Below are 17102 nucleotides of genomic sequence, written 5' to 3'. Positions count from 1 at the left end.
CGCGGAATTCGCGTGTGGCGTCGTCCCGGCGAAGGCCGGGACGACGGCAGAGTACGTGGCGCCGCTCCGAAACGGTGTAAGACGTAACCCACCACCTTCGCGTCTGCGGCGGATACCCTCGCTGGATTAGGGCTCCGCCGTCCCCCTTCGAGTTTCGGCGGCTGAGGTCGCCATTGCAGATCGCCTGCTACCCAATAGGATGGCCTCCGCACCGCCCCGGAGGAGGTCAAGATGGCCATCAACAAGGACAAGATCGATGACGCCGCGCTGGCCTTGCTCTATCTCACCCTGCACGACGGCTATCGGGCCTGGAAGGGTTTTGATTGGGACGTGCTCGGCCGCCTTCATGACAAGGGCATGATCGACGATCCCGTCGGCAAGGTGAAGTCGGTGGTGTTCACGGAAGAAGGCCTCGAGCGCGCGAAGACGCTGTTCAAGGAATTGTTCGAGGAGTGAAGTCTGGCGCTGGCCGTGACGGTATGCCGCCAAACCCACGATGCCGTCCCTGCGGAAAGCAGGGACCCATACCGCGCGATCTATCTGTTGCGGCTGGTCCCAGTACCGAATGACGAGTCTTCGCCAAACTGCTCCCTGGAGGTATGGGTCCCGGCGTTCGCCGGGACGACAGCGGCGTGTGACGTGCCGCTATCGGCTCACCTCACGACTTGATCCACGCCGCCAGCTCCCGCCACGGCTCCAGTGTCCAATGCCCGGACGCAGCCCCGGAGGGCGACGACAGCACGAAGATCTCTGGCCAGCTTCCATCGCGCAGCTGCCGCCCGAGCACAATTCCGCTCGACGGCCTGCCGTAAAACAGGCTCGCCGCCTTCTTGCTCGTGAACGCAATCGTCCGCGGCCGGTACTTTTCGATCTTCGCCCTGAACCCCGGCACGTCGATCATCTCCGCCGCGATCTGGTGATCCATCCCGGCGCCCGTTTTGCAGAGATCGGTGAAGCCGATCCCGAGTTCGATCAGCGATGCGAACTCGCCCGGCTGATACCGCCGCGGCGTGATCCCGGCCTCATGGATCGCGCGCCAGAAGCGGTTGCCGGGATGGGCGTAGTAGTGCCCGACCTCCGCCGAGCGCGTCGAGGCGGCGGTGCCGACGAAGACGAGGCGGAGGTTGGGGCGGAGCTGGTCTGGGAGGTGGTAGGGCTGCACGTTAGTCACTCGCAGCCGTAGCCCGCATGAGCGAAGCGATATGCGGGCGACAAAGGTCCCGGATGTCGCTGCGCTCATCCGGGCTACGTTGCCTAGATTGATCGAGGAAAAGGCGCAATCGCTCGACGTCTTCGACGGCGTCGGACGAAACCGGCATCATCCGATCCTGCGCGCCACCGGCCGCGGCAGCTCCTGCGCCGACCCCCAGCTCGCGGCCCAGTCCTTCGCCTCATTGAGCGGCACGGCGGCGTCGCTCTTTGGGAAATCATCCAGCCGCCGGCGATCCTCGGCAATGTCGGGGCCTGCGATATCGACCACGGAATCGAGCAGTGCCACGGCCTCCGCGGCGACATCCTGCCCGCGCTCGTCGGCCATCTCGCGCAATCGCGCGTCGGTGTCGATATCCAGCGTGCGACGAATGATATTCATGCCATCAGGATAGGTGCGGAGGAGGCTTTTGTCGAGGCGACCGTCTTGGAGAGATCGGTGAAGCCGATGTCGAGCGAGAGCAGGAGGTCTCGTAGGGTGGGTTAACCGCTCGGTTTAATGCTTGGTTCGCCGCAATTCTGCGTTCCATCCCGGCAACATTTCCGTGAAGCTCGGCAGCAACCGCCTCGTCGATCTCAATGATGGTGCGCGGTCCATCCTCCGTTAGGAGCACGACGCTTTGCACAAATGCGAACTTCTTGGGCGGAGGTGTAAAGACGGTGGTCACAACAAGGAGTGCGTCGGAGCCAATCTCTTCGAGAAGCTTTTTGACTTGAGGACGCTCAATGGCAATCTCGTCCAGTAGTTGTTGCATTTCAGCTTCGGATGGAGAAAAGGTCGCCCGAAGCTGAATGTTGTTTTTTAGGTCGCGTTGAAAGAAATCAATCTCTTGGCCAATCGGGGGACTCGTATTTATCACCTCTGGCCGAAGAGCTGAAAAGAACACTTCGATTGACGCCAGTATGTTCGATTTTCCCGAGTTGTTGCGCCCAATCAGGACGTTAAAATCACCACAAGGATTGATTTCTAGTTGGGCGATGCTTCGATAATTATTAATTTCAAATGACTCAAGGCGCATGCTTGGTGCCTCCCCCGTCGCGATGCAGAAATCTGGCGCTTCTCAATACGTGTGTTGTCACAGGTGTTCAATTGAGTAAACATCCATGAGTGGTTGACCAAGAGTTTTGCGTGCGATGCACAAAAGGCCGGGCATTCACCCGACCTTTTCCTGTAAGCGGAATCTGAGCGGTAGAAGCGTAGCCTTCACAACACCCGATTACTCTCCTTCACCTTCTCCGCATCCAGATAAACGCTGCTCCCCATCTCCCTGAACTTCGCGCTCATCTTCGCCATGCCGTCCTCGGCGGTGCCCTGCATCGACATCCCCACGCTGTTCGGATCATTCAGCGTCGCCGCGTAGTCCCGCACGTCCTGCGTGATCTTCATCGAGCAGAATTTTGGGCCGCACATCGAGCAGAAATGGGCGACCTTGTGGGCTTCCTTCGGCAGGGTCTCGTCGTGGAAGTTTTTGGCGGTGTCCGGATCGAGGCCAAGGTTGAACTGGTCGGTCCAGCGGAAGTCGAAGCGGGCGCGGGAGAGGGCGTCGTCGCGCAGTTGTGCGGCCGGGTGGCCCTTGGCGAGGTCGGCGGCGTGGGCGGCGATCTTGTAGGTGATGACGCCGGTCTTGACGTCGTTGCGATCGGGCAGGCCGAGATGCTCCTTCGGCGTGACGTAGCAGAGCATGGCGCAGCCGAACCAGCCGATCATGGCGGCGCCGATGCCTGACGTGATGTGGTCGTAGCCCGGCGCGATGTCGGTGGTCAGCGGTCCAAGCGTGTAGAACGGCGCCTCGCCGCACTCCTTCAGCTGCTTGTCCATGTTGATCTTGATCTTGTGCATCGGCACGTGGCCGGGGCCCTCGATCATGACCTGGCAGCCCTTGTCCCACGCGATCTTCGTGAGCTCGCCGAGCGTCTCCAGCTCCGCGAACTGCGCGCGGTCGTTGGCATCCGCGATCGAGCCCGGGCGCAGGCCGTCGCCGAGCGAGAACGAGACGTCATACTTGCGCATGAGGTCGCAGATCTCGTCGAAATGCGTATAGAGGAAGCTCTCCTTGTGATGCGCGAGGCACCACTTCGCCATGATCGAGCCGCCTCGGGAGACGATGCCGGTGACGCGGTTGGCGGTGAGGTGGATGTATTGCAGGCGCACGCCGGCGTGGATGGTGAAATAGTCGACGCCCTGCTCGCACTGCTCGATCAGCGTGTCCTTGTAGAGCTCCCAGGTCAGCTGCACCGGATCGCCGTTGCACTTCTCCAGCGCCTGGTAGATCGGCACGGTGCCGATCGGCACCGGCGAATTGCGTAAGATCCATTCGCGGGTGGTGTGGATGTTGCGGCCCGTCGAGAGGTCCATCACGGTGTCGGCGCCCCAGCGGATCGCCCACACCATTTTCTCGACCTCCTCCTCGACCGACGAGGTCACCGCGGAGTTGCCGATATTGGCGTTGATCTTGGTCAGGAAGTTGCGGCCGATGATCATCGGCTCGAGCTCGGAGTGGTTGATGTTGGAGGGGATGATGGCGCGGCCGCGCGCGATCTCGTCGCGGACGAACTCCGGCGTGATGAAGGCAGGCACGGAGGCGCCGAAGCTCTCGCCGTCGGCGAGCGCGGCTTCCGCACGCTCGAGCTGTGCCTTCCGGCCGAGGTTTTCGCGCGCGGCGACGTAGATCATCTCCTTGGTGATGATGCCGGCGCGGGCGAATTCGAGCTGCGTGATCTTGTGGCCGTCGAGGCCGCGCAGCGGCTTGTGATAGGCCGAGAAGGCGCGCGCGGCGTTGTCGGTGGAGACGCTGCCATTGTCCTCCGGCTTGACCTGGCGGCCCTCATATTCCTCGACGCCGCCGCGCTCCAGCACCCATTGCTTGCGATTGCGGGGCAGGCCGGCGTTGACGTCGATGGTGACGGAGGGATCGGTGTAGGGTCCGGAGGTGTCGTAGACCGGCAGGTTCGGCTCGCCCGCGCCTTCGGACAGGATGATCTCGCGCAAGGGCACGCGCAGATCGGGCGCGGCGTCGGGGGTCGCGAAGATTTTGCGCGAGGAGGGAAGGGGGCCGGTGGTGACGGCGGGAACGGTCTGTTGCGGGTTGGAGCGGATGTTCATGGGATCCTCCGGTTTAATTCTGTGGTGCGTGCGTTTGAGCGACGGCGGTGAATTCTTGCTCCGTCATTGCGAGGAGCGCTTGCGACGAAGCAATCCAGACTGCCTCTGCGGAGGGATTCTGGATTGCTTCGCTTCGCTCGCAATGACGGTGGAGAGAGTTTCGGTCATGCCGCCTCCTTCGACAGGCCGAGCCACTGCCGCACGCGGGCATCGGGGTCGGGGTTCTGGGTGACGTCGCTGACGACGGCGATCGAGTCCGCGCCGGCGGCGAAGATCTCCGCGGCGTGCTCGAACTTGATGCCGCCGATGGCGACCAGCGGGATGGTGCCGATGCGCTTCTTCCATTCGGTGATCTTCGGAATGCCCTGCGGCTCGAAGCGCATCGACTTCAGCGTGGTGAAGAAGATCGGGCCGAGCGCGACGTAGTCGGGCTCGGCTGCCAACGCGGTGGCAAGCTCGGAATCGTCATGGGTTGAGATGCCGAGCTTGAGGCCGGCCTCGCGGATCGCCTTGAGGTCGGCCTCGGCCAGATCCTCCTGGCCGAGATGCAGATATTCTGCGCCGGCCACGATCGCCGCGCGCCAATAGTCGTTCACGACCAGCTTGGCCTGCGTGTCCTTGGTGATCGCCAGCGCGTCGCTGACGATCTGCAGCGCCTGCGAGTCGTCGAGCTCCTTCGTACGCAGCTGGATGGTGCCGACGCCGAGCTTTGTCAGGCGCTCGACCCAGGCCAGGCTGTCGACGACGGGATAAAATCGATCAGGATACGGCATGCCAGAACGGGGTCCCAACGACAGGGGTGGAGGGGGAGGCGAAGTCGCGGGCGTTCATCAGCCCGGCCTCGTAAGCGGTGCGGCCGGCCTCACAGCCCAAGCGGAAGGCGGTCGCCATGGCGACGGGATCGGCGGCCTTGGCGATCGCGGTGTTGAGCAGCACGGCGTCATAGCCGAGCTCGAGCGCCTGCGCGGCGTGACTGGGCGCGCCGAGGCCGGCATCGACCACCAGCGTGATGTCGGGCAGCCGCTCGCGCAGCAGCCTCAAGGCGTCGCGGTTGGTGATGCCCTTCGCGCTGCCGATCGGCGCGGCCCACGGCATCACCACCTTGCAGCCGGCGTCAACCAGGCGGTTCGCAACCGAGAGATCCTCGGTGCAATAGGGGAACACTTCAAACCCGTCCTTGATCAGGATGCTTGCTGCTTCGACGAGGCCGACGACGTCGGGCTGCAGCGTGTCGTTGTCGGCGATGACTTCGAGCTTGATCCAGCTGGTGCCGAACAGCTCGCGCGCGAGCTTGGCGGTGGTGACCGCCTCGCGCACGCTGCGGCAGCCGGCGGTGTTCGGCAGCACGGCGACGTCGAGCTCGCGGATCAGCTTCCAGAACGCGTCGCCGGTCTTGCCGCCGGCGGATTCGCGGCGCAGCGACACCGTGACGATACCTGCACCTGAGGCGCGGATCGCTTCCTGCATGATCGCCGGCGACGGATAGAGCGCGCTGCCGATCAGCAGGCGGGAGGCGAAGGTCTTGCCGTAGAAGGTCACCATGTTGAATTCCCCGTCATTCCGGACGGGCCGCGAAACGCGGACCGATCCGGAATCTCGAAGTTGTGGCGCGAGATTCCGGGTTCACGCTTCGCGTGCCCCGGAATGACGGGCCAATGCAGTCGCCGGCGTGCAGAGAGCATGCCTTCATCCCCATCACCCTCCCTGCCGCGGCGTGATGATCTCGATCTCGTCGCCGGCTTTCAGCGTGGTCTCGGCCCAGCGGCTCTTCGGCACGACGTCGTAGTTCAGCGCGATCGCGAAATGGGTGCCTTCATAGTCGAGCTCGGTGAGCAGCGCGTCGACGCTTGCGGAATTCACCTCGCGCTGCTCGCCATTGACGGTCAAACGCATTGCATCACCTCGTTGTCGATCTGGCCGCGCTGGACATAGGCGAGCGTCAGCTCGGCGAGCGCCGGTGCGATCAGGAAGCCATGGCGATAGAGCCCGTTGACGCTGATCTTGCCATCGCGAATGCCGATGCGCGGCAGGTTGTCGGGATAGGCGGGCCGCAAGCCCGAGCCGAATTCGACGATGCGCGCCTCGCCGAACGCCGGATGCACCGTATAGGCCGCGCCCAGCAGCTCCAGCGCCGAGCGCACGCTGACGCCGGTGTCTTCCGCCTCGATCGAGGTCGCGCCCAGCATGAACAGGCCCGCCTCGCGCGGGATCACATAGAGCGGCCAGCGCGGATGGATCAGCCGCACCGGGCGCGCAAGCTGCACCTCACGGCTCTCGATCAGGATCATCTCGCCCTTGACGCCGCGAAGCTCGCCCTGCTCGTCGCGGGCGCCAAGCCCGCGGCAGTCGATCACGATGCCTTTGGGATCGAGGTTTGCGAGGTCCCCAGCGGTGACGTCGCTGCAAAACTTGATGGTGCCGCCGGCGGCGCGGATGCGCTCGTGCAGCTTCGGCAGCACGCGGCGCGGCTCGACATGGCCCTCGGCCGGGAAGAACAGCGCGTCGCGGAAGCGGCCCTCCAGCGACGGCTCGAGCTCGGCGAGGCCTGAGGCATCGAGCCGGCGGTGATCCTCGGTCATGCGCGCGAAGCGCTCGAAATCGTTGCGCTCGCGCGGATGGGCGACGACGAGCGAGCCGTTGAACGGAGTATCCGGCAATTCGCGCCGCCAGATATCGAGCGAGCGCAGCCCCAGGCGACTGATGACGGGCTCTGCGACCTCGGCCTCGCAATAGGGCGCGAGCATGCCGCCGGCCCAATGGCTGGTGGCATCCGTCATCGCCTCGTCACCGCGCTCGTGCAAGGTGACGGCGTGACCGGCCTGCGCGAACAGCAACGCTTGCCAGGCTCCCGCAATGCCTGCGCCGATGATGGATACCGGGGAATCCGGTCGCTTGGTGGTTTGCAACATCCCTGTCCCTTCGCCGGCATGACCCGGATCAGGTTCAAAGGGTCACCGCGGTCCTGGGCGTCATTGCCCATTTAGCGGTATCTCAGCTCCTCCTCGGAGCACCCCTCGGAACGGGTCTAATGTATGCCAGCGGGGCGGGGTGGTCAACGCGTGTTGCCGGGAACCCGACCGTGCCCCGGACGCGATGCAGCGCGCTGCCTCTTGGCGGCGTGATGCGTCGCAGAGCCGGGGCCCATTTCGCGTGGAGCGCTGGGTCCCGGTTCAGCGCCGCGGCGCTCTTGCGCCGCAGCTTGCCCGGGACACGAAAGCTACTTCAGCGCCTGCGCCCGCGCATTGCGGACGCGCTGGGCCAGCTTCCTGTGCGGCGTCGCGCCGAACATCGGCTGCGGATTGCCGTTCGGCTCCAGCCAGGTCTCGTTGCTGGCCTGCTGCACCATCCCCAGCTGCTGCTCCTGACGCTGCCGCTTTGCAGCGTAGTAATAGCCGCCTGCGAAATAACGCACGGCTCGGGCATGATCGCCATTGGCGGCGCGATAGGCGCCGGCGAGGTATTTGACCGCATAAGTAAGGTTGGTGTTGGGATCGCGCAGGCCGGCGGCATCGCCGGTGTAGCCGACCCCGCGGGCGGTCGCGAGCTTGATCTGCATCAGCCCGATGGTGCCGCCGCGGCCGACGAGGTGTGGCTGATAGCGGCTTTCGCGCATGATGACGCGATGTACCAGCGCCTCCGGCACGCCGTTGGCGCGGGCATGGGCTGCGACCATCTCGGCGTATTCGGCTTCGCCGGCGAATGCGGCTTGCGGCAAGGTCAATCCGGCCGCGAGCAGCGCGACAACGCGTAAAATTTTCATCAGATATCCCTTAAGTGGCCTGCGCCCGGCTGTTAGGCAACGCGAACGCGGCGATGATGTGACCAAACGACGCCGCTGACGTTTTTGCGGCGCCGTGCCGCCATTACGACTCAAAGCTGGCGTAATCGGACTTTCGGGGCGGACGACCCCCGCTCGCGACAGCACGCCTGTCTATTCGTGCGGAGCCGCGAAATCGAGTGCGCAAGCGCTGCAAATCGGGAGAGGTGCCATGACAAAAGCCAACCTGATCACTGCACACACCGGCGACATCCCGAGACATAACCCTTGCGCCCAGTGCGGCACGCCGATCGCGCAGCCCGATTGGATCGAGCCGGGCGAGGGACGCGTCTCCTACCTCTGGACCTGCCACGCCTGCAATTATCGCTTCGAGGCGGTGGCGATCTTCCCGCATGAGGCCATCGAGCACCCGCCGCTCGCGGCGTAAGGGGTCTTCAAGCCGCCAGCCGCGGCGTCTGCGACAACGGCAATTGCATCCGCACAATCAGTCCGTGCGGGTCGCGGTCGTGCAGCGACAGCTCGCCGCCATGGGTGATCGCGATCGCGCGCGCGATCGAGAGGCCGAGCCCGAAGCCGGTGGACTCGTTCATGGTGCGCGCGTCGTCGCCGCGCACGAACGGCTCCAGCATCTCCTGCTTGCGCGCATCCGAAATGCCGGGGCCGTCGTCCTCGACGTCGATGACGAGCGCGGTGTCCGAGACGTCGAGGCGGATCGTCACCTCGGCGCCGAAGCGCACCGCGTTCTCGACGAGGTTGGTGACGCCGCGATGCAGGTCGTCGGGCCGCGCGGCGGCGGTCGCGGAGGCCGGCCCATCGTATCGCACGACATGGCCCATGTCGCCGAACTGGTCGGCGACGAGCTGGAGCGTGCTCGCGATGTCGACCAGCGTCACGGCCTCGATCTTGCGATCGTTGCGCAGCAGCGACAGCACCGATTCCAGCATCGAGCGCATCTGGTCGAGATCGACCAGCATGCGCTTGCGGTTGCCCTCGTCCTCGATGAACTCGGCACGCAGCCGCAGCCGCGTGATCGGCGTGCGCAGATCGTGGCTGATCGCGGCCAGCATCCGCGTGCGATCCGACATCAGCCGCGCGATCCGCTCCTGCATGCGGTTCAGCGCGCGCGCGACCCGGCGGATCTCTTCCGGGCCGCGCTCGGGCAGCGGCTTGGCGGTGCCGTCGAGACTGAAATCTTCGGCGGCCTGGGCGAAGGACGACAGCGGCCTCGTCAGCGCGCGCGCCGCCCACAGGCCAAGCACGGTGACACAGATGAAGGCCGTCATCAGCGCCGTCAGCCACGGCGCGCCCCAGAACCACGGCGGCGGGCCGCCATCGACACGGGCTGCGATCATGGTGCCGTCGGGCAGCTCGACGCCGACGCGGCGCGCATTCCCCTCCGAGGCAAGCTGCACCGCCTTGAAGCCCCGGCCGAGGTGACGGCGCATCCCGTGCAGGTGCGGACTGTCGCTCGTCTCGGCGGTCGCGGTGCCGGGCGCCGGCATTTCGATGCCGAGCCCGGGAAAGGCGCGCGCCAGATCGGCGACGAGGCGCGGCCGCTCGCCGGGCTCGGCCGCGCCGAGCAGCAGTGCTGCATCGGTCAATTGACGGGCGCCGTCCGGCGGCATGTCCTGGCGGTCGGGCCGGCTGATCAGGAAGGCGGTGGTGACGACGAGATGGAGTGCGGCGGTCGAAGCCAGCACCAGCGCGGCGATCTGCCCGCCGATCCCGTTGAGGTGGAAGAACCCGAGCGGCTTCATCTTCGACGCTCGCTCAGCTGCTCAGGGGCGTCGCGACCGCTTCCGTCCTCGGCGTGAACAAATAGCCGCCGGAGCGCACCGTCTTGATGAGGGTGGGATCGGCCGGATTGGGCTCGATCTTGCGGCGGATGCGGCTGACCAGCACATCGATGGAGCGCTCGAACGAGCCGGTGTTGCGGCCCTGCGTGAGGTCGAGCAGGCTGTCGCGCGACAGCACGCGGCCGGGCCGCTCGCAGAACGTTCTGAGCAGATCGAACTCGGCGCTGGTCACCGCGACGCGCGCGCCTTCGGGATTGCGTAATTCGCGCAGGCGCAGATCGATGCGCCAGCCTTCGAAGGCGAGCGTGCTCGCGCCTTCGATCGCGCTCGCCGCATGCGCCGCGGCCTGGCGGCGCAGCACCGCGTTGATGCGGGCGAGCAGCTCGCGCGGGTTGAACGGCTTCGGCAGATAGTCGTCCGCGCCCATCTCGAGGCCGACGATGCGATCGACGTCCTCGCCGCGCGCGGTCAGCATGATGATCGGCGTCTGCGCCTCGGCGCGCACCTTGCGGCACAGGCTGAGGCCGTCCTCGCCGGGCAGCATGACATCGAGAATGATGAGGTCGACGCGATGATCGGCCATCGCACGCGACATCTCGCGGCCGTCGCTCACGGCCGTGACGCTACAGGCGTTGCTGCGCAGATATTTCGCAATCAACGTCCGCGTTTCGCGATCGTCCTCGACGACCAGGATGATGGGATTGGGAATGGCCATGCGCTTTGTTTGTCCAAGATTCGGGCCAAATGGCGATGATTTTTGTTTCGGATTGTTTCCGACCGGCGTCCGGCAACAGGCGGCAATCGCGCCGTCGCGGAGCGGCAAGGTCTCGTTAAGGCCGTTAGGAAATGTCGGCCGGCACGATCTCATCGTCGGATCAGTCCGCGCTGTCGACGGCGCTGACCGACATCGATACCGCCCTCCGGCAGAGCCGCGCGAGCGACCAGTCGAGCGGCACGCGTCCCTCCAAGGAGGGCCTGCAGTCGAAGATCGACGACCTCATCTCGAGCGAGGTGTCGAACGGGACGCTGACCTCGGACCAGGCCGAGGCGCTCAAGGGCGTGTTTCAGTCCGCCTTCGCGAACGGTCCGGGCGGAGCGGGTGGTCCAGGTGGCGCAGGCGGACCTCCGCCCGGCCCGCCGCCGGACGACAGCTCTTCGGATTCGTCCTCCTCGACGGATACGAGCAGCAGCACCTCGAGCGACCAGACCATCGCCGAGATCCTCCAGCAGTTCCTCCAGGCGCTGCAGCAATCGCAATCGTCGGCGCCGTCCTACCGCGCGAGCGGCAGCTCATCCGGCAGCTCCGATTTTTCCGCGCTTCTGATCGACTACAAGAGCTGACCCAACGCGATGCGGGTCGGCGCGGTCTTCGCCGCGATCGTGCTTCACCCAGGGCGCATGATCGTCGGCGGGGAACCGTGCGTCGCAAAATGTTCCGGAGTGACGCAGGAACAGTCCTTGCGAAGTTCTCGCACGCGCGCATCGCGCGACGAAATTGCGGCGCGCCAGGAACTGCATGTGATCAGCGCCGTTTTCTCTGCACGAGTTTTTCGTGAAGGAGAGGACAACATGCTGATGAAATCGATCGCCGCCGGCCTTGCCGGCACTGCACTGCTCGCAACCGTTGCGTTCGCGCAATCGCCTGCGACCACCGACAAGGCCTCGACCGCCGCGACCAGTCCGACGGTCGCGACATCGGCCACAGGCGAGTGGCGCACGTCGAAAATGGACGGCGTGAATGTCTATAACAATGCCAACGAGAAGATCGGCGCGATCAGCGATCTGCTGATGGACAAGAGCGGAACCGTCAAGCTCGCCGTGATTGGCGTGGGCGGCTTCCTCGGCATGGGCGAGCACATGGTGGCCATCCCATTCGAGAAGCTGAAGTTCGTCAACGAGCCCGTGGCGTCGACCAACACCGCGGCCAATACGGCGAACCGGCCGGCATCGACCAGCACGACGACGGGCGCTGCCACGACCAGCACGACCACGACCACGTCTTCCAAGGCGTCGAAATGGTATCCGGACCACGCCGTGTTCAACGCGACCAAGGACGAGCTGAAGAACATGCCGGAGTTCAAGTACTCGGAGTAATGCCGCTCGCGTGACCACCTAAACGAGGCGCGCCCGGTTTTCACCGGGCGCGTTGTCGCGTCGTCTCTATGCACCGCCCTTGAGCCGTTCGTTGCGCCGGCGCAGGGCTTCCATGGTGGCCAAAAGGATGACCGACACCGTCGTCAGGACCACCGCCGCGGCCGTGATGGTCGGGCTGATGTTCTCGCGGATGCCGCTGAACATCTCGCGCGGCAGGGTGCGCTGCTCGGGGCCTGCCATGAACAGCACGAGCGCGCCTGAAGCGGGCGCCTCGAAGGATGGCCGCAGGGAAAAGCTCTCAAATGCGATAGCCTGCGGTATGTAGGGGCGCTACATTCCCGACAGCTTCGTCACGAACACATTCAGCGAGCCGCCGGCTTCCGCGACCACGCGCAGGGTCTTGGAATCGAAGGCGATGTCGGCGAGGGTCAGGCTGTCGATCTTGGCCTCGACCTTGAGGCCGTCCTCGCTCTTCTGGTAGTCGGCGATCGCGGCCGCGATCTTCTCGCGGGCGTTGGCCGCGATCGGCTTCAGATCGAGCGTCGCCCTCTGCAGCAGCGCCTGCTGCATCTGCGGCACGACGGCGCGCGCGGCGGCGCCCAGCAGGCCGAACGCCGCCTCGGATTCCACCGCGAGCTGGATGTCGGTGAGCCGCAGCGTCTGTTGCGCCTGGTCGAGCACCGGCCGTCCCCAGATGTGCACGGTCGCCTCGGCGCCGAGGCCGAACCAGCTCTTCTTCTCCTTGGCGCGCACCAGCAGCGAGATCAGCAACCGGTCGCCCGACGGGACGACGTTGGCGCTCTTGACCGTGACGTCGACCGGTCCGGAGCCGTCTTCGGGATAGGTGCGGCCGACCATCTGCGCCGCGATCAGCTTGTTGATCTCGGTGAAGGGCACGTCGATCGGCACGCCGATATTCACGCCGGTGCCGGTCGGCGGCACGATCGAGATCCTGTCGGGGAACGGACAGTCCGGCTTGGTCGGCGCCGAGGTGACGCGTGTCTCGGCTTCGAGGCCGAGCAGCAGCGTCACGGCCTGCGCGTCGACACGCGGCTGCGCCGCGATCGCGCGCACCGGCTTCATCTCGAGCCAGAGCGGCGGCAGGGCGGCCGAGGCGCCCGAGCCCTGCAGCGGAATCGAGCGGCACGCCTTGGTCCATTGCGCCCTGGCGTTCTCCCGCAGCGAAGGATCGTTGCGGATCCGCTCGGAGACGGCGTTGATCTGCTCGCCGACAGTCTTGTCGATCAGCGGCTTCACCTGCGCCGGCACGTTGACCTTGGCGCCGGCGACCGAGAGATTGGTGTCGCCGAGATTGACCTGGGCGCCGAGATTGGGCTCCAGATGCCAGGCGGCTGCGAGCTTCGGGCGCGAGGTGACGACCACGTTGCCCTTGATCTCGGCGCTGGCGTTCAGGTTCTTGATGTTGACCGCGCCGATCCGTTTCGCCGCGTCGCCGCCGAGCACGCTGCCGAGCGCGTCACCGAGTGCGCCTGTGGCTTTCGACGACAGCGAGCCGGTCACGTTCAGCTTGCCGCTGAGCGGCGTCGAGATCGTCAGCACGTCCTTGTCGCCGGCAGCTGCCATCGGCCCGCGCACGGCGGACCAGCCGATATCGGCGTTCTCCAGGATCTGCGAGATCGGGTTGTCGGCCTTCCCGGCGAAATTGCGCGGCGCGGCCTTCTCGGCCTGCTCGCGGATCGCGGAAATCGCGATGGCCACCGGCGCGACCACGATCGAGCTCTTCGAGACGGGCGGCAGCGGCGGCAGCTGCGCGACCGGCGGCGCCGAATTCGTTGCGCGCGGCGACAGGATGTCCATCGCCTTCAGGCTGATGAAGAACGACCCCGCGAGCACCGCCGCGCCGATCAGGATAGCCTTCAGATTCAATGTCGGTCGCATCAATCCCCCAGGGTCGCCCCATCGGGATTCTACAAGGCGGGCGAGCAGGCCGCTAGAGCGCACCGGTGGGGTGGAATTGCGGCGAACAGGTTAACGGCTGCTAACGCGTCGTTGCCGCGCATTCGGCCAACACGACGGGGCTAGCTGCGCCGAGGACGGCGGACCGCCCTCACATTGCCGCTACCGCCGCCGCCGCAGAAGAAGCGGTCGCCGCCGTCGGACTCCAACCCTGACACGATCGTCCCGGCGGGCAGGTCGAGTTGCTCGATCACTTTGCCCGTATCGGGGTCGATTCGTCGCACGTCGCTCTCCTCGCCTTCCCAGGTGCCGTGCCAGAGCTCGCCGTCGACCCAGGTCACTCCGGTCACGAAGCGCTTGCTCTCGATGGTGCGGAGGATCTTTCCCGTTTCGGGATCGACCTGATGGATCTTGCGCTCGCGATATTGTCCGACCCAGAGCGACCCTTCGGCCCAGGCAAGGCCGGAATCGCCGCCGCCGCCGGGCGCCGGAATGGTGCTGAGCACCTTGCCCGAGGCCGCATCGATCTTCTGGATGCGATCCTCGGCGATCTGGAACAGGTGCCGACCGTCGAACGCCGTTCCCGCATGCGCGGCGACGTCGATGGAGCGTGCGATCTTTCCGCTGGCCGGATCGACCGCGTTCAACTTGTCGCCGGATGCGAACCAGACATGCCTGCCGTCATAGCTGACGCCGTGCACGGCCTCGACGCCTGGAAAGGGCCCATACTCCGTGACGATCTCGGCGGCTGAACGTTTCATGTGTTCGATCCTGTGCTGCGCGCATCCTACGTCGTCAGGAGCGGCGTGGGGAGTAACAAGCCTGTCGGGAAACCCGGAACGGGTGGCGTCATCCAGCGGCGTGCCCGCCCGTGTCCGAATGACTGCACCTTATGCGACCGCGCCAGCTCCTCGAGGGCGCGCTGCACCGTGCGTGGACTGATCCCAAGCGCGAGTGCGAGCGCCGAGCTCGACCACGGCTCTCCGTCGGCGAGAAGGGCCAGGACGGCGGCGTGCTTCTCCTCGTTGGGCCGCGCCAGCACGAGGACGTCGCGTGTCTTCCGCGGCACCAGCACAAAGCCCTGCTTCGTCGCGCTGATTTCAGCCAGCGGCTTGAGCTTGGTGCGGAGCCGTCCGATCTCGACGCGCAATCGCGCACGGTGCGACTCGTCGGCGTGCTTTGCTCGAAACGCGCCTGATATCAACGTCTCTCGCGAGACATCCGCCGGCCATGCCTGCGCCAGCAGACGAGCGAGGGCGAACAGAACGGGCCGCGTTCCGAGCGGCACGAGGACGCCCTGCCTGCGCAGGACATGGTGGAAAGTGTCCACGACGAGCGCCGTCGAGGTCGCCAGTCTTTCGACCTCCCCGAGCAGCAACGGATGTTCGCTGCCGCGCGCGATCAGGCGCGCTGCCGGTGTGTCGAGTATGAGGTTCGCGCCGTCGACCTCGGCCATGAGCGCGGGGATCTTCGCCAGCCGCGCTGCGTGAGCCGCGCGGCTGAGTGCGGTGCGCGCCTCTTTCGTTCTGAGCCGCCTGACGGCGATGCCTGCGACCACGAGCTCGCGGACGACCTGGGATGCCGGCGGGATCGGCGTGGGACGGACCTCGGCGAGCGTGCGCTCGGCCTCATCAAGGCGCCCGACCAGAAGGAAACGGCGCGCCTCGATATGGCCTGCATGGGCGGCATTGGCGAGATCGCCGTGGCTTTCGAGCGTCGCGCGTGCCGCCGCGAGCGTCCTCTCCGGCCAGTTCAAATCGCGCGAGACCAGCGCGATCTCGGCTTCGGCCACCAGGCACCTTGCGCGCGCCACCGCCTCTCTCGGACCGAAGGCGCGCGCGGCGCTTCGCAGCAGCGTCTTGGCCTTGGCGAGATCGCCGAGCTGCGCCATCGCGATGCCGCGCAGCGCCAGCGACGGCGCATCGTTGCGCAACGCGACGCGATTCAAGGCGCCGAGCGGGTCGCCGGCTTCGAGCGCACGTGCGGCGGCCGTGATCAGCGACTCCATTCAAATCCCGCCACACTTGTTACTCCCACCGCGCAACCGCGAGGTGCCAGAAATCGTTGACGGCCGACAATGTGCGGTGAGGGGCGAACGGCTCCGCATCGAGCACAGCGAGACGCGAAATGGCGGCCCAAGCGAGAGATTTGGAGAGTCATGATGACATTGGCCCAAAACGAACGGAATAGCGGACAGGCTGTCATGCAAACACCGCCGGTGGTGTCGCCGCAGGACTGGGAGGCAGCCCGCCAGCAACTGCTCGTGAAGGAAAAGGCGCATACCCGTGCCCGCGACGCCCTGGCCGCCGAGCGCCGGCGTATGCCGTGGATGGAAGTGACCAATACCTATGCGTTCGAGGGGCCCGGCGGCAAGCTCAGTCTCCTCGACCTGTTCCAGGGTCGGCGGCAGCTGATCGTCTACCGCGCCTTCTTCGAGCCCGGCGTGTTCGGCTGGCCCGATCACGCCTGCCGCGGCTGCTCCATGGTGGCCGATCAGGTCGCCCATGTCGCGCATCTGAACGCCCGCGACACCACGCTCGTGTTCGCCTCGCGCGCGCCGCAGGCGGATATCGCGCGGCTGAAGCAGCGGATGGGCTGGACCATGCCGTGGGTCACCATCACCGACAGCTTCGATGCCGATTTCGGCGTCGGCGAATGGCACGGAACGAACGTGTTCTACCGCGACGAGGCGCGCATCTTCCGCACCTATTTCGTCAAGAGCCGGGGCGACGAGCAGATGGGCGGCACCTGGAACTATCTCGACATCACGCCGCTCGGCCGTCAGGAGGTGTGGGAGGATTCGCCGAAGGGCTATCCGCAGACGCCGACCTACAAATGGTGGAACTGGCACGACAGCTACACCGAAGGCGCGGCGCCCGACAGGAAATGGGTCGAGATCTCGGACGCCGGCGAGAAGGCCTTTCGCGAGGAGGCCGCGGAAGGACGTGACTAGCCCCCTGAGCGCGACCGCTGCTGCTGGCCGCGATAGCGCGACGGCGGCGCGCCGTCTCGCCCGATGGCTGGCTTTGGCGGCCACGCCGACCTTCGCGATCATGGCCGTTCTGACGGCCATGATCGGCGGCGGCCCGGCGGACATCCTGTGCGCCGCCGGGAACGGCTCTCTGCTCGGCGGAATGGTGCCGATGTATCTCCTGATGAGCGCGTTTCACTCGGCGGCGTGGCTGAAGCTGATCGCGGAGCAGCG

19 protein-coding genes, 2 pseudogenes and 1 riboswitch are annotated in these 17102 nt (G+C 65.9%); of the genes and pseudogenes, 6 read left to right on the top strand and 15 right to left on the bottom strand.

Annotation, left to right across the window (positions count from 1 at the left end; all coding sequences use genetic code 11):
* Nucleotides 1–231 precede the first annotated feature (231 nt).
* A complete protein-coding gene (locus IC50_RS28330) occupies nt 232–456 on the top strand; it encodes a DUF6429 family protein (RefSeq protein WP_035712512.1) in 225 nt (74 codons plus the stop codon).
* 202 nt (nt 457–658) lie between these two features.
* On the opposite strand, the gene IC50_RS28325 is transcribed toward IC50_RS28330, so the two are convergent.
* From IC50_RS28325 to IC50_RS28290, 9 genes are all read right to left on the bottom strand, one after another.
* Complete coding sequence (locus tag IC50_RS28325) at nt 659–1162, bottom strand: mismatch-specific DNA-glycosylase (protein WP_440588150.1); 504 nt, start codon at nt 1160–1162, stop codon at nt 659–661.
* Between the two features lie 156 nt (nt 1163–1318).
* Nucleotides 1319–1591 carry a hypothetical protein gene (locus IC50_RS28320; RefSeq protein ID WP_035712508.1) on the bottom strand — a complete coding sequence of 91 codons (273 nt, stop codon included), beginning with the start codon at nt 1589–1591 and terminating at the stop codon, nt 1319–1321.
* A gap of 4 nt (nt 1592–1595) precedes the next feature.
* Nucleotides 1596–2228 carry an AAA family ATPase gene (locus IC50_RS39435; protein ID WP_081492536.1) on the bottom strand — a complete coding sequence of 211 codons (633 nt, stop codon included), beginning with the start codon at nt 2226–2228 and terminating at the stop codon, nt 1596–1598.
* A 185-nt stretch (nt 2229–2413) separates the two neighbouring features.
* The gene (gene thiC / locus IC50_RS28315; RefSeq protein WP_035712506.1) at nt 2414–4312 is read right to left on the bottom strand and encodes a phosphomethylpyrimidine synthase ThiC; all 1899 of its coding nucleotides are present in this window, start codon (nt 4310–4312) and stop codon (nt 2414–2416) included.
* Nucleotides 4313–4476: 164 nt separating this feature from the next.
* Nucleotides 4477–5085, bottom strand: coding sequence for a thiamine phosphate synthase (locus IC50_RS28310; RefSeq protein ID WP_035712505.1), 609 nt, complete (start codon nt 5083–5085; stop codon nt 4477–4479).
* Nucleotides 5072–5854 (bottom strand): thiazole synthase, encoded by a 783-nt coding sequence (locus IC50_RS28305; RefSeq protein ID WP_035712503.1) that lies wholly within the window; start codon nt 5852–5854, stop codon nt 5072–5074. Before IC50_RS28305 ends, IC50_RS28310 begins: the two co-directional genes overlap by 14 nt.
* Nucleotides 5855–6007: 153 nt before the next feature.
* Nucleotides 6008–6205 carry a sulfur carrier protein ThiS gene (thiS, locus tag IC50_RS28300; RefSeq protein ID WP_035712502.1) on the bottom strand — a complete coding sequence of 66 codons (198 nt, stop codon included), beginning with the start codon at nt 6203–6205 and terminating at the stop codon, nt 6008–6010.
* Entirely contained in the window at nt 6196–7221 is a 1026-nt protein-coding gene (locus IC50_RS28295; protein WP_035712500.1) for an FAD-dependent oxidoreductase, read from the bottom strand. The genes thiS and IC50_RS28295 overlap by 10 nt, the downstream gene beginning before the upstream one ends.
* Nucleotides 7209–7337, bottom strand: a riboswitch (TPP riboswitch). Its footprint overlaps the gene before it by 13 nt.
* 192 nt (nt 7338–7529) lie before the next feature.
* The gene (locus IC50_RS28290) at nt 7530–8072 is read right to left on the bottom strand and encodes a lytic transglycosylase domain-containing protein (protein WP_035712498.1); all 543 of its coding nucleotides are present in this window, start codon (nt 8070–8072) and stop codon (nt 7530–7532) included.
* Nucleotides 8073–8301: 229 nt separating this feature from the next.
* Here IC50_RS28290 and IC50_RS28285 point away from each other — a divergent pair, with 229 nt between their 5' ends.
* Entirely contained in the window at nt 8302–8517 is a 216-nt protein-coding gene (locus IC50_RS28285; protein WP_035712490.1) for a hypothetical protein, read from the top strand.
* A 7-nt stretch (nt 8518–8524) separates the two neighbouring features.
* Here IC50_RS28285 and IC50_RS28280 read toward each other — a convergent pair whose 3' ends face one another.
* Both IC50_RS28280 and IC50_RS28275 read right to left on the bottom strand, forming a co-directional pair.
* Complete coding sequence (locus IC50_RS28280; RefSeq protein WP_035712488.1) at nt 8525–9847, bottom strand: ATP-binding protein; 1323 nt, start codon at nt 9845–9847, stop codon at nt 8525–8527.
* 13 nt (nt 9848–9860) lie between these two features.
* Nucleotides 9861–10601, bottom strand: coding sequence for a response regulator (locus tag IC50_RS28275; protein WP_035712486.1), 741 nt, complete (start codon nt 10599–10601; stop codon nt 9861–9863).
* A gap of 128 nt (nt 10602–10729) precedes the next feature.
* On the opposite strand from IC50_RS28275, the pseudogene IC50_RS28270 reads away from it, so the two are divergent.
* Both IC50_RS28270 and IC50_RS28265 read left to right on the top strand, forming a co-directional pair.
* Nucleotides 10730–11227 (top strand): annotated as a pseudogene (locus IC50_RS28270) (hypothetical protein); the annotation flags it as partial.
* A 228-nt stretch (nt 11228–11455) separates the two neighbouring features.
* Nucleotides 11456–11980: a PRC-barrel domain-containing protein gene (locus IC50_RS28265; RefSeq protein WP_035712553.1), complete on the top strand. Its 525-nt coding sequence runs from the start codon at nt 11456–11458 to the stop codon at nt 11978–11980.
* Nucleotides 11981–12046: 66 nt separating this feature from the next.
* On the opposite strand, the pseudogene IC50_RS28260 reads toward IC50_RS28265, so the two are convergent.
* The 4 genes and pseudogenes from IC50_RS28260 to IC50_RS28245 all read right to left on the bottom strand — a co-directional run.
* Nucleotides 12047–12232, bottom strand: a pseudogene (locus IC50_RS28260) (ABC transporter permease); the annotation flags it as partial.
* A gap of 78 nt (nt 12233–12310) precedes the next feature.
* Nucleotides 12311–13879: a DUF4403 family protein gene (locus IC50_RS28255; protein WP_035712482.1), complete on the bottom strand. Its 1569-nt coding sequence runs from the start codon at nt 13877–13879 to the stop codon at nt 12311–12313.
* Nucleotides 13880–14019: 140 nt separating this feature from the next.
* The gene (locus tag IC50_RS28250) at nt 14020–14658 is read right to left on the bottom strand and encodes a Vgb family protein (RefSeq protein ID WP_035712481.1); all 639 of its coding nucleotides are present in this window, start codon (nt 14656–14658) and stop codon (nt 14020–14022) included.
* A 26-nt stretch (nt 14659–14684) separates the two neighbouring features.
* Entirely contained in the window at nt 14685–15905 is a 1221-nt protein-coding gene (locus tag IC50_RS28245; protein ID WP_035712480.1) for a DNA-binding protein, read from the bottom strand.
* A gap of 153 nt (nt 15906–16058) precedes the next feature.
* On the opposite strand from IC50_RS28245, the gene IC50_RS28240 reads away from it, so the two are divergent.
* On the top strand, nt 16059–16850 hold the full coding sequence (locus tag IC50_RS28240; RefSeq protein ID WP_440588149.1) for a DUF899 domain-containing protein: 792 nt from the start codon (nt 16059–16061) through the stop codon (nt 16848–16850).
* Nucleotides 16843–17102: hypothetical protein (locus IC50_RS28235; protein ID WP_035712552.1), on the top strand; the 260-nt coding region annotated here is incomplete at its 3' end. The genes IC50_RS28240 and IC50_RS28235, both read left to right, overlap by 8 nt.

Source organism: Bradyrhizobium genomosp. I (2014) (assembly GCF_000261685.1).
GTDB lineage: Bacteria > Pseudomonadota > Alphaproteobacteria > Rhizobiales > Xanthobacteraceae > Bradyrhizobium.
The sequence above is the reverse complement of the archived record's forward strand: the minus strand, read 5'-3'. Positions and strand labels throughout refer to the sequence as shown.

Coding starts and splice junctions, on each gene's coding strand:
- IC50_RS28245 (WP_035712480.1), bottom strand. CDS start 15,905: ATGGAGTCGCTGATCACGGCCGCCGCACGTGCGCTCGAAGCCGGCGAC.
- IC50_RS28295 (WP_035712500.1), bottom strand. CDS start 7,221: ATGTTGCAAACCACCAAGCGACCGGATTCCCCGGTATCCATCATCGGC.
- IC50_RS28255 (WP_035712482.1), bottom strand. CDS start 13,879: ATGCGACCGACATTGAATCTGAAGGCTATCCTGATCGGCGCGGCGGTG.
- IC50_RS28265 (WP_035712553.1), top strand. CDS start 11,456: ATGCTGATGAAATCGATCGCCGCCGGCCTTGCCGGCACTGCACTGCTC.
- IC50_RS28320 (WP_035712508.1), bottom strand. CDS start 1,591: ATGAATATCATTCGTCGCACGCTGGATATCGACACCGACGCGCGATTG.
- IC50_RS28280 (WP_035712488.1), bottom strand. CDS start 9,847: ATGAAGCCGCTCGGGTTCTTCCACCTCAACGGGATCGGCGGGCAGATC.
- IC50_RS28290 (WP_035712498.1), bottom strand. CDS start 8,072: ATGAAAATTTTACGCGTTGTCGCGCTGCTCGCGGCCGGATTGACCTTG.
- IC50_RS28240 (WP_440588149.1), top strand. CDS start 16,059: ATGACATTGGCCCAAAACGAACGGAATAGCGGACAGGCTGTCATGCAA.
- IC50_RS28305 (WP_035712503.1), bottom strand. CDS start 5,854: ATGGTGACCTTCTACGGCAAGACCTTCGCCTCCCGCCTGCTGATCGGC.
- IC50_RS39435 (WP_081492536.1), bottom strand. CDS start 2,228: ATGCGCCTTGAGTCATTTGAAATTAATAATTATCGAAGCATCGCCCAA.
- IC50_RS28285 (WP_035712490.1), top strand. CDS start 8,302: ATGACAAAAGCCAACCTGATCACTGCACACACCGGCGACATCCCGAGA.
- IC50_RS28310 (WP_035712505.1), bottom strand. CDS start 5,085: ATGCCGTATCCTGATCGATTTTATCCCGTCGTCGACAGCCTGGCCTGG.
- IC50_RS28250 (WP_035712481.1), bottom strand. CDS start 14,658: ATGAAACGTTCAGCCGCCGAGATCGTCACGGAGTATGGGCCCTTTCCA.
- thiC (WP_035712506.1), bottom strand. CDS start 4,312: ATGAACATCCGCTCCAACCCGCAACAGACCGTTCCCGCCGTCACCACC.
- thiS (WP_035712502.1), bottom strand. CDS start 6,205: ATGCGTTTGACCGTCAATGGCGAGCAGCGCGAGGTGAATTCCGCAAGC.
- IC50_RS28275 (WP_035712486.1), bottom strand. CDS start 10,601: ATGGCCATTCCCAATCCCATCATCCTGGTCGTCGAGGACGATCGCGAA.
- IC50_RS28330 (WP_035712512.1), top strand. CDS start 232: ATGGCCATCAACAAGGACAAGATCGATGACGCCGCGCTGGCCTTGCTC.